The 13,193-nt window shown below is 60.3% G+C and carries 11 protein-coding genes; 5 read left to right on the top strand and 6 right to left on the bottom strand.

The genetic code is table 11. The features are described from left to right. Nucleotides 1–132: 132 nt before the first annotated feature. Nucleotides 133–2,418, bottom strand: a complete 2,286-nt coding sequence (locus tag EXW71_RS11735) for a TonB-dependent siderophore receptor (protein ID WP_134658721.1) — start codon at nt 2,416–2,418, stop codon at nt 133–135. 204 nt (nt 2,419–2,622) lie between these two features. Here EXW71_RS11735 and EXW71_RS11730 point away from each other — a divergent pair, with 204 nt between their 5' ends. Next, nucleotides 2,623–3,303 (top strand): Fe2+-dependent dioxygenase, encoded by a 681-nt coding sequence (locus EXW71_RS11730; RefSeq protein WP_025856255.1) that lies wholly within the window; start codon nt 2,623–2,625, stop codon nt 3,301–3,303. A 1-nt stretch (nt 3,304) separates the two neighbouring features. Continuing rightward, complete coding sequence (locus EXW71_RS11725) at nt 3,305–4,054, top strand: tetratricopeptide repeat protein (protein WP_134658719.1); 750 nt, start codon at nt 3,305–3,307, stop codon at nt 4,052–4,054. Between the two features lie 49 nt (nt 4,055–4,103). Here the strand turns inward: EXW71_RS11725 and EXW71_RS11720 are convergent, their stop codons facing one another. From EXW71_RS11720 to EXW71_RS11700, 5 genes are all read right to left on the bottom strand, one after another. After that, nucleotides 4,104–5,267 (bottom strand): type III PLP-dependent enzyme, encoded by a 1,164-nt coding sequence (locus EXW71_RS11720; RefSeq protein ID WP_060754887.1) that lies wholly within the window; start codon nt 5,265–5,267, stop codon nt 4,104–4,106. A gap of 1,677 nt (nt 5,268–6,944) precedes the next feature. Beyond that, complete coding sequence (locus tag EXW71_RS11715) at nt 6,945–8,102, bottom strand: betaine/proline/choline family ABC transporter ATP-binding protein (RefSeq protein WP_134658717.1); 1,158 nt, start codon at nt 8,100–8,102, stop codon at nt 6,945–6,947. After that, complete coding sequence (locus tag EXW71_RS11710; protein WP_065900622.1) at nt 8,099–8,752, bottom strand: ABC transporter permease; 654 nt, start codon at nt 8,750–8,752, stop codon at nt 8,099–8,101. Before EXW71_RS11710 ends, EXW71_RS11715 begins: the two co-directional genes overlap by 4 nt. An 11-nt stretch (nt 8,753–8,763) precedes the next feature. Continuing rightward, nucleotides 8,764–9,660, bottom strand: a complete 897-nt coding sequence (locus tag EXW71_RS11705; protein ID WP_134658716.1) for a glycine betaine ABC transporter substrate-binding protein — start codon at nt 9,658–9,660, stop codon at nt 8,764–8,766. A 9-nt stretch (nt 9,661–9,669) separates the two neighbouring features. Beyond that, entirely contained in the window at nt 9,670–10,386 is a 717-nt protein-coding gene (locus EXW71_RS11700; protein WP_033903365.1) for an ABC transporter permease, read from the bottom strand. A gap of 331 nt (nt 10,387–10,717) precedes the next feature. Here EXW71_RS11700 and EXW71_RS11695 point away from each other — a divergent pair, with 331 nt between their 5' ends. The 3 genes from EXW71_RS11695 to EXW71_RS11685 all read left to right on the top strand — a co-directional run bounded on the left by EXW71_RS11695 (nt 10,718) and on the right by EXW71_RS11685 (nt 13,180). Next, on the top strand, nt 10,718–12,301 hold the full coding sequence (locus EXW71_RS11695) for a peptide chain release factor 3 (protein WP_123714543.1): 1,584 nt from the start codon (nt 10,718–10,720) through the stop codon (nt 12,299–12,301). A 272-nt stretch (nt 12,302–12,573) separates the two neighbouring features. Continuing rightward, nucleotides 12,574–12,819, top strand: a complete 246-nt coding sequence (locus tag EXW71_RS11690) for a hypothetical protein (RefSeq protein ID WP_134658714.1) — start codon at nt 12,574–12,576, stop codon at nt 12,817–12,819. A gap of 97 nt (nt 12,820–12,916) precedes the next feature. Continuing rightward, nucleotides 12,917–13,180, top strand: a complete 264-nt coding sequence (locus EXW71_RS11685; protein ID WP_123714545.1) for a hypothetical protein — start codon at nt 12,917–12,919, stop codon at nt 13,178–13,180. The last annotated feature ends 13 nt before the right edge of the window (nt 13,181–13,193 follow it).

The following is a 13,193-nucleotide window of genomic DNA, read 5'->3' as shown; positions in this document are numbered from 1 at the left end:
GACCGCCTCGCTCATCTGGGTTTGTTCGTCACGGCGCGCATTATGCCGTGAGTTGTCGAGAAACATTCTGTTTTACATGCAAAAGCCCCGCGCATCCGATGCGTGGGGCTTTCAGCAGAGCGTTGACCGTTTTTAGAAATGGAAGCTGGTGGTCAACAGCGCCGTACGACCGGCCGCCTGGTTGGCGAAGTGCGCCGCGTAGGCTTTGTCGTAGTAGGTCTTGTCGGTCAGGTTTTGCACGTTCAATTGCAGGTCGATGTTCTTGGTCAGCTTGTAGCTGGCCATGGCGTCGTAGCGGGTGTAGGACGGCACGTAGACGGTGTTGGCCGCATCGCCGTAAACCTGGTCGACGTAGAACGCGCCGCCGCCGATGGTCAGCTTTGGCGTGATGTCGTAAGTGGTCCACAGGCTGAAGGTGTTCTTCGGCGTGTTGGGCATTTCGTTGCCTTTGTTGGAACCGCTGCTGACGACACCATTACGGCCATTGAGACCGGCATCCACCAGTTCGCTTTTCAGGTAGCTGTAGCCGGCAAACACCTGCCACTGGTCAGTGAGCTTGCCGCTGGCGGACAGCTCCAGGCCGTCAACACGGGACTCGCCGGCGTTTTGGTAGGTCATCGAATCCACCAGGATTCGCGTGTTTTTCTTCTCGGTGCGAAATACCGCAGCGGTCAGGGACAGGCGGTTGTGGAACAGGTCCCACTTGGTACCCAGCTCGTAGTTGACGGTTTCCTCCGGTTGCAGGTCGCTGGTGGCGGCGCCGGCCGACAGTGGGTTGCCATCGGCGCCTTCACCGACCAGGCCACCGGCAGGGGAGGCCGAGGTGGCGTAGGAGGTGTAGATGCTGCCGTTCTCCATCGGCTTCCAGACCAGGCCCGCCTGCCAGTTGAAGAATTGGCTGTCGTCCTTGATTTTGCTGCGGCCGGTGGTGGCATTGGTATTGGCGACGGTGTCGAAGGTGTCGTAGCGCAGGCCCACGTTCAACAGCCATTTCGGGTCGAGTTCGATGGTGTCGAACACATACGCGGCGCGGCTGGTGGCCTTGGTGTTGGTGCCGTTGTAATTGCGCGCGACGCTGCCGTTCCACGCATCGTCCGGGTTCGGGTTGCTCAATGACGTGCACTGACCGCCCAGGCTGCCCTTGGCTACGGTGCAAACAGGGTTGCCGTTGGGGCTGACGGTGTAGCCGCTGACACGGGTTTCTTCACCGGTGAATTCCAGCCCGGTGGAGTAGGAGTGCTTCATCCCCGCCAGTTGGAAATTGCCAAACAGATCGGTTTGGTTGGTGGTGGTTTCGGTGGTCGAAACACGGGTGTTGGCGCGACGCCACACCGTACCGAACTGGTTGACGTTGTGCTGGCTGTCATCCGGCTGGGTGAGGATGTAGTCCTGGCCGGTGCTGCCATGGCGCAAGGTGTTCTTCAGCGTCATGTTATCGTTCAAGTCATGCTCGACGGAGAACGTGCTGATGTCGGCGCGCGTCTTGCGGAAGTCTCGGTCTTTCAAACCATAGAAGTTGCTGCTGCTGCCACCGTCGGTGGGTTTGTCGTGCACATGGACGGCTTTGGCGCCGCTGTTGCTGTAGCCGTAGGGAATGCCCGAGTCCGGCAGATCATCGCTTTCCATGTGGTAGTAGCTGAGGTTGACGCGGGTTGGGGTGCCTAGGCCGAACGTCAGCGACGGCGCCACGCCCCAACGGTCGTAATTGATCGCATCGCGGCCGGCCACGTTCTGCTCGTGGCTCATCAGGTTCAGGCGGAACGCGGCGTTGTCGAGGAACTGACGGTTCACGTCGAGTACGTAGCGGCGGGTCTGGTCAGAGCCGTAGGTGAAGCCACCGTTGGTGAAGTCCCGCGCCTGGGGCGTCTTGCTTACCAGATTGAGGCTGCCGCCAGCCGAGCCGCGGCCGCCGAAAGACGAGTTCGGACCTTTGCTGACTTCAATCGATTCGATGTCGAAGATCTCGCGGCTCTGGCCGCCGGTATCGCGCACGCCGTCCAGGTAGGTGTCGCCCTGAGCGTCAAACCCACGGATGAACGGGCGGTCGCCTTGAGGGTTGCCGCCTTCACCAGCACCGAAGGTGATTCCCGGGACGGTACGCAGCGCATCTTGCAGCGAAGTGGCGGCAGTGTCTTTCAGCACTTGTTGCGGCACTACAGTGACCGAGCGCGGAGTGTCCACCAGCGGTGCGGTGTACTTCTGCGAGGAGGCTTTTTCCACCTGATAGGACGTGTTGTCCTGTTCCTGGCCGGTAATGCTGGTGGCGCCGAGGGAGATGCTGTTGCGCTCACCTTTTTGTTCGGTGTCTTCAGCCGCTTGCGCCAGGTGGGCGACAGAGCTGGCACTGAGGGCGACGCCGATGGCCGAAGCCAGCATGCGTGGTGAACTGGCGGGTGTTTTTGTAGTGGTGCGCGACATGACGTGTCCTTTCCCCAAGGATGTGAGGCCGCGAAATATAGGGTCAACAAGACTTTCTATCAATTGCGATACATTGCTATTTGCATTGAATTTACATTCTTTACACTTTTGGCTTACGGTTTCTACGAACTCGTTCGTCCCGGTGTTTTACATAGAGGATAAGAATCAATACCATTAGCGCCTTCCGTTTTCAGGATTGCCCCCATGCTGCTGCACATACCCGGCCTGTTCTCTCGTGAGGAAGTGCAGCGCATTCGCCAGGCCCTGGAAACCACTGAATGGGCCGACGGCAAGATCACCGCCGGGCATCAGTCGGCCAAAGCCAAGCACAACCTGCAATTGCCCGAAGGCCACCCGCTGGCCAAGGAAATTGGTGCGGCGATGCTGGAGCGGTTGTGGAAAAACCCGCTGTTCATGTCAGCGGCGTTGCCGCACAAGGTCTTCCCGCCGTTGCTTAACTGTTACACCGCCGGCGGCAGTTTCGACTTCCATATCGACAACGCCGTGCGCCAGGCGCGGGGCAGTCACGAGCGGGTGCGTACTGACCTGTCGTCGACCCTGTTCTTCAGCGACCCGGATGAATACGACGGCGGCGAATTGGAAATCCAGGACACCTTCGGCCTGCAGCGCGTCAAGTTGCCGGCCGGCGACATGGTGCTGTACCCCGGTTCCAGCCTGCATAAAGTCAACGCCGTGACCCGTGGTGCGCGCTATGCCTCGTTCTTCTGGACCCAAAGCCTGGTGCGTGAAGACAGCCAGCGCACCTTGCTGTTCGAGATGGACGGTGCCATCCAGCAACTGACCCGCGACGTCCCCGACCACCCGGCCCTGATCCAGCTTACCGGCACCTATCACAACCTGTTGCGGCGCTGGGTCGAGGTCTGACATGGGCTTTTTATTGCGCCGCGAAGAAGTGCTTGATGTCGAGCAACTGCAACGCATGCTCGACGATTCCCCAGTGCGCGCCGCCCAGGCGATCCTGATGGCGGCGAAGGAAGGCGTGATCGACGCTCAGGCGTTGCTGGGGCAAATCTTGCTGGACGGGCGCGGCATCGAACGGGATGAAGCGTTGGCACTGCGCTGGTTCCGGATTGCAGCCAAGGGCGGCCATTTAATGGCGCGCAACATGGCTGGGCGTTGCCTGGAACAGGGTTGGGGTTGTGCCGTCGATGAGAGGGCGGCTGCGCGGGAATATCGTCTGGCGGCAGAGGCCGGGCTGGATTGGGGCCAGTACAACTATGCCAACCTGCTGGCAACCGGCCGAGGCGTCGCTGAAGACCGAGCGCAAGCGTTGGTGTTTTATCGCCTGGCGGCAGAGCAGGGTCATGCCAAATCCATGAATCTGGTGGGTCGTTATCTGGAAGACGGGCAGTTTTGCCCAAGGGATCTGGATGCCGCTGTCGAGTGGTACCGCCGCTCCGCCCAGGGCGGTGATTTTCGCGGGCAGTTCAGTTACGCAGCGGTGTTGGCTGATCGCGCCCAGACCGATGAAGCGTTGGATTGGCTGCGCAAAGCGCTGGCGGGCGGCAATCTCAAGTTTCTGCAAACGGCTCAAAAAACGTTGGCCGCGGCCAATGATCCGCAGATCCGCGCCATGGCGGACGCTTACCGGCAACGCGCCGCTAGCCTGTCGTGAGGCATAAAAAAACCCATGACATGTCATGGGTTTTTTGTGTGCGGTGGCGTTATACGTAGTAAGACTTCAACGGTGGGAAGCCGTTGAATTCAACCGCGCTGTAGCTGGTGGTGTACGCGCCGGTCGACAGCCAGTACAAACGGTCGCCGATCGCCAGGTTCAGCGGCAGGCCGTACTTGTAGTTTTCGTACATGATATCGGCGCTATCGCAGGTAGGGCCGGCGATGACCACTTCTTCCATCTCACCTTTCTTCTCGGTCCAGATCGGGAATTTGATGGCTTCGTCCATGGTTTCGATCAGGCCGGAGAACTTGCCCACATCGGTGTACACCCAACGCTCGACGGCGGTACGGGACTTACGCGCCACCAGCACCACTTCGCTGACCAGGATACCGGCGTTGGCAATCAACGAACGGCCCGGCTCCAGGATGATTTCCGGCAGGTCGTCGCCGAAGTCTTCCTTGAGGAAGCGGATGATTTCCTCAGCGTAGGTTTCCAGGCTGTTGGTGCGGGTGATGTAGTTGGCCGGAAAGCCGCCGCCCATGTTGATCAGCTTGAGGTGGATGCCGTCTTCTTCTTTCAGGCGCTCGAAGATCACTTTGACCTTGGCAATCGCCGCGTCCCAGACGCTGATGTCGCGCTGCTGCGAACCCACGTGGAACGAGATGCCGTAGGGAACCAGGCCCAGGTCGCGGGCGAGGATCAACAGGTCCATGGCCATGTCGGTCTGGCAGCCGAATTTACGCGACAGAGGCCAGTCGGCCGTGGTCGAGCCTTCGGTAAGGATACGCACATACACTTTCGAGCCCGGCGCAGCCTTGGCGATGTTGCGCAGGTCGGCTTCGGAGTCAGTGGAAAACAGGCGCACGCCTTTTTCGAAGAAGTAGCGGATGTCCTTGGATTTCTTGATGGTGTTGCCGTAGCTGATACGGTCCGGGCTGACGCCGCGGCCCAGTACCTTGTCCAGCTCGTAGATCGAGGCGATGTCGAAGCTCGAGCCTTTGTCCTTGAGCAGGTCGATGATCTCGACCGCCGGGTTGGCCTTGACCGCGTAATAGACTTTGGCGAATTCGAAACCTGCGCGCAGGTCATCATAGGCCTGGCTGATCATCGCGGTGTCGATCACCACGAACGGGGTTTCTTGCTTGTCGGCGAACGCCTTCATTTTGTCAAAAGTGGCGCGCGCGAAATAATCTTCGACCTGAATCGACATGCTGGGAACTCCTAAGGGCAAACTGAAATTAGCAATGGGTGCAAATGAACGTCCTCCGTATCCCCACTTTGGTTCGCCTACTTCCCAAGGCATGTCGCCGAAAGCAAAAAGGCCATGGGTTCAACCGCTTCCCTTGGCCTTGCTGTCTCGTCGTCAGTACTTGAGCCGGATGGATCGTTTCCAGCATGGACGTTCGGCGCGAACTTTAGGACGTGAGGGGCTATAGATCAACTAAAAATGTCGCGTTTTTGCACGCGTTCGTCGCAGCACCCCGTGCAGCTACCTATGTAACCGACCGGTATGACGGATTGATGTTCCCAAGAGGGGCCAAATTGGCGGCAATCGGGGCGGCTTTTGTGGCGAGGGAGCTTGCTCCCGCTGGGCCGCGAAGCGGCCCCCTAACAGCTCGACACCCTAGACCTGACACAATTGAGTCGTCTGTTCTGGGGCTGCTGCGCAGCCCAGCGGGAGCAAGCTCCCTCGCCACAAGGGGGTTGTGTCAGGCCAGGGCAGTCTCGGCAGGCGACGCAATGCTGGTCTTACCCCCACAGGACTCAAGAGTGGGCCAATTGGCGGGAATCGGGGCGGCTTGTGTGGCGAGGGAGCTTGCTCCCGCTGGGGCGCGCAGCGGCCCCCTAACAGCTCGACACCGTATACCTGACACTATTGAGTCGCCTGTTCTGGGGCTGCTGCGCAGCCCGACGGGAGCAAGCTCCCTCGCCACAAGGGGTTGTGTCAGGGCAGGGCAGTCTCGGCAGGCGACACAATGCTGGTCTTGCCCCCACAGGACTCAAGAGTGGGCTAATTGGCAGGAACCGGGTGGCTTTTGTGGCGAGGGAGCTTGCTCCCTCTGGGCCGCGAAGCGGCCCCCTAACAGCTCGACACCCTGTACCTGACACAATTGAGTCGTCTGTTCTGGGGCTGTTGCGCAGCCCGACGGGAGCAAGCTCCCTCGCCACAAGGGGGTGTGTCAGGCCAGGGCAGTCTCGGCAGGCGACGCAATGCTGGTCTTGCCCCCACAGGACTCAAGAGTGGGCAAATTGGCGGGAATCGGGGTGGCTTTTGTGGCGAGGGAGCTTGCTCCCGCTGGGCCGCGAAGCGGCCCCCTAACAGCTCGACACCCTATACCTGACACAATTGAGTCGTCTGTTCTGGGGCTGCTGCGCAGCCCGACGGGAGCAAGCTCCCTCGCCACAAGGGGTTGTGTCAGGCCAGGGCAGTCTCGGCAGGCGACACAATGCTGGTCTTGCCCCCACTGGACTCAAGAGTGGGCAAATTGGCGGGAATTGGGGTGGCTTTTGTGGCGAGGGAGCTTGCTCCCGCTGGGGCGCGAAGCGGCCCCATAACAGCTCGACACCGTATATCTGACACTATTGAGTCGCCTGTTCTGGGGCTGCTGCGCAGCCCGACGGGAGCAAGCTCCCTCGCCACAAGGGGGTGTGTCAGGCCAGGGCAGTCTCGGCAGGCGACACAATGCTGGTCTTGCCCCCACAGGACTCAAGAGTGGGCAAATTGGCGGGAATTGGGGTGGCTTTTGTGGCGAGGGAGCTTGCTCCCGCTGGGCCGCGAAGCGGCTCCTAACAGCTCGACACCCTATACCTGACACTATTGAGTCGTCTGTTCTGGGGCTGCTGTGCAGCCCGACGGGAGCAAGCTCCCTCGCCACAAGGGGGTGTGTCAGGCCAGGGCAATCTCGGCAGGCGACACAATGCTGGTCTTGCCCCCACGGGACTTGCCCGAGCTCAGGTACTCGGCAATCGACTCCTGCGTCACCTCGCCCAGGAACACCCGCTCCGCATCCATGACCGGCAACCAGGAGCGGTTGAATTCGTACATGCGCGACAACAGGATGCGCAAATGCTCGTCATACGCTGCCGTGGCGTTGAACTCGCGCAGGTATTGGCCGCAGGTGCCGGTCTGACGGTGCAGGTCACGACGTCGTACATATCCCAGCGCCTTGTTCTCGGCGCAAGTCACCACCACGTAGCGACGGTCGTGTTCGTCCATCAACTCCAGCGCATCGGCCACTGGGGTTTCCGGGCTCACCGATGGGGCGTTGTCGGCCGCATCCTCGGCTTTCACCAGCAGCAGGCGCTTGAGGGTGCTGTCCTGGCCCACGAAGTTGCTGACGAACTCGTCGGCCGGGTGGGCCAGCAGGGTGTCCGGGTGATCGATCTGCAGCAGTTTGCCGGCGCGGAAGATCGCGATCTTGTCACCCAGCTTGATCGCCTCGTCAATGTCGTGGCTGACCATGATCACAGTCTTGTTCAACGCTCGCTGCATCTCGAAGAACTCGTTCTGGATCATTTCGCGGTTGATCGGGTCGACCGCGCCGAACGGCTCATCCATCAGCAGCAACGGCGCATCGGCCGCCAAGGCGCGGATCACGCCGATCCGCTGTTGCTGGCCGCCGGACAGTTCACGCGGGTAGCGGTGCAGGTACTGCTTGGGTTCCAGCTTGATCATGCTCATCAACTCACGGGCGCGGTCGTGGCATTTCTGCTTGTCCCAGCCGAGCAGTTTCGGCACGACCACAATGTTTTCCTCGATGGTCATGTTGGGGAACAGGCCGATCTGCTGGATCACATAGCCGATGTTGCGGCGCAAGGTCACTTCGTCGAGGTCGGTGGTGTCTTCGCCGTTGATCAGAATCTTCCCCGACGTGGGCTTGATGAGGCGGTTGATCATCTTCAGCGTGGTGCTCTTGCCGCAACCCGACGGGCCGAGGAATACGCAAATTTCGCCTTCGTTAACGGTCAGGCTTACATCGTTGACGGCAGTGATGGTCTTGCCGTTGCTTTGGAAGGTCTTGGACAGGTTTTGAAGTTCGATCATTTGAGCAATCCTTTTGGAGTCAGCGAGCGTTGGAGCCATTGCAGAAGCAGGTCGGCGAAGATGGCCAGGAGACTGACCAGCACGGCGCCGACAATCAGCATCGACATGTCGCTGCGGCTGATGGAAGCCAGAATAAGTACACCCAGGCCACCGGCGCCGATGGTGGCGGCGATGGTCATCACACCGATATTCATCACCACGGCAGTGCGCACACCGGCGAGGATCACCGGTACGGCGATGGGCAATTCGACCATGCGCAGGCGCTGGCCGAAGGTCATGCCGATACCGCGTGCGGCTTCGCGAATGCCCGGTTCCACGCCGGTAAGGGCCAGGTAGGTGTTACGCATGATCGGCAACAAGGAGTAGAGGAACACGGCGGTGATCGCCGGCATCGGCCCCAGGCCCTGGCCGAACTTGGAGTAGAACGGCAGCAGCAGGCCGAACAGGGCGATGGACGGCACGGTCAGCAGCACCGTGGCGCTGGCCTGCAAGGGGCCGGCGAGTGTCGGGAAGCGGGTCATCAGGATGCCCAGGGGCACGCCAATGAAGATCGCCAGCAACACGGCGATGCCGACCAGCGTGATGTGCTGCCAGGTCAGGTGCAGTACTTGGGCCCAATCAAGATGGGAAAAGGCGTTCAGGAATTCCATGTCTTCTCCTCTTATTGGCTGATGGGGTGTTGGCGCAGGAAGTCTGCAGCCACGGCGGACGGGCTTTCATGGCCGACGTCGACCCGCGCGTTCAGCTGGCGCATGGTTTGGTCGTCGAACAGTGCCGCCAGCGGCTTGAGGTCCGCCGCCAATTGCGGATGGGCATCGAGATAAACCTGACGCACCACCGGCGCAGCGGTGTAGTCCGGGAAGTAGTGCTTGTCGTCTTCCAGTAGCGTCAATTTGAAGGCATTCAGGCGACCGTCGGTGGTGTAGACCAAACCGGCGAATACCTGGCCATTACGCAACGCGGTGTAGACCAGGCCCGCGTCCATCTGCCGGGTGTTTTTGCGCGTGAGGTTCATGTCATACAGCTTGACCATGCCGGCAAGGCCGTCGGAGCGGTTGGCGAACTCGGTGTCCAGGGCCACCAGACGGTGGTCGTTGGTGTGTTCGGCCATAGCTTTCGTCAGGTCGCTGATGCTCTTGATGTCTGGATGTGCCTTGGCCACGTTCTCGGGCAGCGCCAGCGCATAGGTGTTGCTGAAGCGCGACGGCGCCAGCCAGACCAGGCCCTTTTTCGCATCGAGCTCTTTTACTCGGGCGTAGGACTGCTCACTGTCGAGCTTTTCATCGATGTGGTTATAAGCCACCAGCGACACGCCGGTGTATTCCCAGATCAGGTCCAGTTGCCCGCTTTCCTGGGCACTGCGTGCCAGGTTGCTGCCCAGGCCGCCGGTCACGCGGGTGTCATAGCCCTTGGTGCGCAGGTATTGGGAGGTGATTTCCGCGAGCAGGGTCTGTTCGGTGAACACCCGGGCGCCGATGCGGATGACGGGTTTTTCAGCCGCCTGTGCAAAACCTGCAAACAGCAGGAAGCAGCTCAGTATCAAGGTCAGTTTTTTCATGTCGGTTCCTTAGGACGCACGCAGCCCGCGTTCCAGCCAGAGGCGGCTGGCCAGGGTCACCAGACCGTCAAGCAGCAACGCCAGCAGTGCGGTGCACGCGGCGCCGAGCAGCAGTTGCGGCTGATTGTTCAGGGCGATACCGGGGAAGATCAGGCTGCCCAGGCTGTTGGCACCAATCAGGAACGCCAGCGGCGCCGTACCCACGTTGATCGCCAGGGCCACGCGCACGCCACCGATGATGATCGGCACGGCGTTGGGCAGTTCCACGCGAAACAGCACCTGGCGCGGCGTCATGCCGATGCCTGTGGCGGCTTCTTTGAGGGAACCCTGGACGTTTTTGAGACCTTCGTAGGTGTTGCGCACGATGGGCAGGAGGGAGGCGAGGAACAATGCGAAGATGGCCGGGCCGCTGCCGATGCCGAGGACGCCAAGGGCGATGGCCAGGACGGCCAGGGGAGGGACGGTGTTGCCGATGTTGAATATCTGCATGAAGCGTTCTGCGCGCCCGACCATGTGCGGTCGGCTGAGCAGGATACCGGCTGGGATGCCCACAACGAGGGCGGCCAGCATGGAGACAAGAACGAGGATCAGGTGAGCTTGCAGGTAAAACAACAAATCGTCGCGGTACAGTTCGATCGTGTTGATGCCGATCCAGTGGACCAGCAGGGCCAGGAGAGCGACGACAACCGCTCCTCCTATCAGCCCTTTGCCATAGCGAATAGCCACAGGCGGACTCCTTTTTTTCTTCTGTCGGCGAACACATTCCTTCGTGGCATGCCATTGCTGGCTGTCGTCGAATGTGTTCGCGAAAAGCAGCTCGCCGATACCGGCAACGCGGTATGCGATCGAGCCATGAGCGCAGCCTCGTCAGGCTAACTTGCTGATTTTTCAGCCCCTGTTCCGAGTGCGGTAGCAGGGGAGTGGACGTCTCTACCTTTTAAAAGGTTCCACACTTGGCAGCATTTAGCCACCCCCAATCGGGTGAACGGTGGTCCGGCCCGCGGGGTTTGCGCTATACTCGCCGCCCTTTTTTGACTCACCTGCCAGGCGATTTCCCATGACCCACCAGGCCGCCGAAGTCGCGAAACGCCGCACTTTCGCCATTATTTCCCACCCCGATGCCGGTAAAACCACTATCACCGAGAAGCTCTTGCTGATGGGCAAGGCAATCGCGGTGGCCGGCACGGTGAAATCCCGCAAATCCGACCGCCATGCCACCTCTGACTGGATGGAAATGGAAAAACAACGGGGTATTTCCATTACCACGTCGGTCATGCAGTTCCCGTACCGCGACCATATGGTCAACCTGCTCGACACCCCCGGCCACGAAGACTTCTCCGAAGACACCTACCGCACCCTGACTGCGGTGGACTCGGCGTTGATGGTTCTCGACGGCGGTAAAGGTGTCGAGCCACGTACCATCGCGCTGATGGACGTGTGCCGTCTGCGTGACACGCCTATCGTCAGCTTCATCAACAAACTCGACCGTGATATTCGCGACCCCATCGAGCTGTTGGATGAAATCGAAGCCGTCCTGAAGATCAAGGCCGCGCCGATCACCTGGCCGATCGGTTGCTACCGTGACTTCAAGGGCGTGTACCACCTGGCCGACGACTACATCATTGTCTATACCGCCGGCCACGGTCACGAACGCACCGAAACCAAGATCATCGAGAAGCTGGACTCGGACGAAGCCCGCGCCCATCTGGGCGATGAGTACGACCGTTTCGTCGATCAGCTGGAGCTGGTGCAAGGCGCCTGCCACGAGTTCAACCAGCAGGAATTCCTCGACGGCCAACTGACGCCGGTATTCTTCGGCACCGCCCTGGGCAACTTCGGTGTCGACCACGTGCTCGACGCCGTGGTGGACTGGGCCCCGCGCCCGCTGGCGCGTGTAGCCAACGAGCGCACCGTGGAGCCGGTGGAAGAGAAGTTCTCGGGCTTCGTGTTCAAGATCCAGGCGAACATGGACCCCAAGCACCGTGACCGTATCGCGTTCATGCGTATCTGTTCCGGCAAATACGAAAAAGGCATGAAGATGCGCCACGTACGCACCGGCAAGGACGTGCGCATCGGCGACGCCCTGACGTTCTTCTCCTCCGAGCGTGAACAGCTCGAGGAAGCCTACGCCGGCGACATCATCGGCCTGCACAACCACGGCACCATCCAGATCGGCGACACCTTTACCGAAGGCGAAACCCTGGGCTTCACCGGTATCCCGCACTTTGCGCCGGAACTGTTCCGCCGCGTACGCCTGCGCGACCCGCTGAAATCCAAGCAACTGCGCCAGGGCCTGCAGCAGTTGGCGGAAGAGGGCGCCACCCAGGTGTTCTTCCCCGAGCGCAGCAACGACATCATTCTCGGCGCCGTGGGTGTGCTGCAGTTCGATGTGGTGGCCAGCCGTTTGAAAGAGGAATACAAGGTCGAATGCTCCTACGAGCCGATCACCGTATATTCCGCGCGCTGGATCGATTGCAGCGATAAGAAGAAGTTGGAAGAGTTCTCCAACAAGGCCGTGGAAAACCTGGCGATGGACGGCGGCGGTCACCTGACCTACCTGGCACCGACCCGGGTCAACCTGGCGCTGATGGAAGAGCGCTGGCCGGACGTGAAATTCCGCGCGACCCGTGAGCACCACTAAGGTCTGAGCGGTAGAGAAAGGGCGAAGCTGTCATGGCTTCGCCCTTTTTTATTGTCTGGCGCCAACCAGAAGAAGGGAGGAGGCTGTTGCGGATAGCAGGGGGCCAGTGTCTGCAACAGTTGACTGACCCAGCGCTGCCGGACGCCAGCCCTGCCGGACGCCAGCCCTTTCCCACATGTTGATCACCTCCAGGGGCCGGATTGGCGAGAACCTCACATTCCGTCTAGCGTTTCAAATATTTCACCCTTTCACCGACGGATCAGGAGACGCCCGTGCGTATAACTCAACGCATCACTCAACTGGTGCTGCTGTTCGCCTTGGGGCTGTGCGGCTCAATGGCGCTGGCGGATGCGGGCACACCCCAGTGGAAGGACACCGGGCCTGTAAGCAAAAAAAAGCAGAAGGAGGTCAACTCCGGTGGCTGGCAGCCCCAGGCTCAACCCGCGCCCAAGGAAGATGCGGAAAACCCCTACAACGAAGGCGAAGACAGCGAAACCTACGATGACGGTGATACGTAAGGCGCAAGTGGCGTAAAACCGGTATCGGAACTAGCTTAATCCACAGCGCCGGTCGAATGCTGGCGCACATGATTCACTGACTGGACGGAAATCGACCATGACTATCTTTCAACGTTTAGTGCTGATGCTAAAAGTGCTGGTGATGTTGTCCCTGGGCATTTCGTCTGCATGGGCCAATACGGCTGTGCAGAGCCAGGCCCCGGGGTACGTGACGGCGAAGACGGCCCAGGCCGCAGGCTTGCAACTGGCCAAGAGTGAATCGGAACCCGGTGATGAAGACCAGGGTGGCTCCAAGGATGACGACGATCAGCAAGCACCGCCGGACGACGATGACACCAGCGACGGTGACAGCGATACATAAGTCGACGTGAAAA

Source organism: Pseudomonas sp. BCA17 (genome assembly GCF_004519405.1).
GTDB lineage: Bacteria > Pseudomonadota > Gammaproteobacteria > Pseudomonadales > Pseudomonadaceae > Aquipseudomonas.
This window is presented reverse-complemented; position numbering and strand designations above follow the sequence as displayed.

Coding starts and splice junctions, on each gene's coding strand:
- EXW71_RS11735 (WP_134658721.1), bottom strand. CDS start 2,418: ATGTCGCGCACCACTACAAAAACACCCGCCAGTTCACCACGCATGCTG.
- EXW71_RS11685 (WP_123714545.1), top strand. CDS start 12,917: ATGACTATCTTTCAACGTTTAGTGCTGATGCTAAAAGTGCTGGTGATG.
- EXW71_RS11710 (WP_065900622.1), bottom strand. CDS start 8,752: ATGGAATTCCTGAACGCCTTTTCCCATCTTGATTGGGCCCAAGTACTG.
- EXW71_RS11720 (WP_060754887.1), bottom strand. CDS start 5,267: ATGTCGATTCAGGTCGAAGATTATTTCGCGCGCGCCACTTTTGACAAA.
- EXW71_RS11705 (WP_134658716.1), bottom strand. CDS start 9,660: ATGAAAAAACTGACCTTGATACTGAGCTGCTTCCTGCTGTTTGCAGGT.
- EXW71_RS11725 (WP_134658719.1), top strand. CDS start 3,305: ATGGGCTTTTTATTGCGCCGCGAAGAAGTGCTTGATGTCGAGCAACTG.
- EXW71_RS11715 (WP_134658717.1), bottom strand. CDS start 8,102: ATGATCGAACTTCAAAACCTGTCCAAGACCTTCCAAAGCAACGGCAAG.
- EXW71_RS11695 (WP_123714543.1), top strand. CDS start 10,718: ATGACCCACCAGGCCGCCGAAGTCGCGAAACGCCGCACTTTCGCCATT.
- EXW71_RS11730 (WP_025856255.1), top strand. CDS start 2,623: ATGCTGCTGCACATACCCGGCCTGTTCTCTCGTGAGGAAGTGCAGCGC.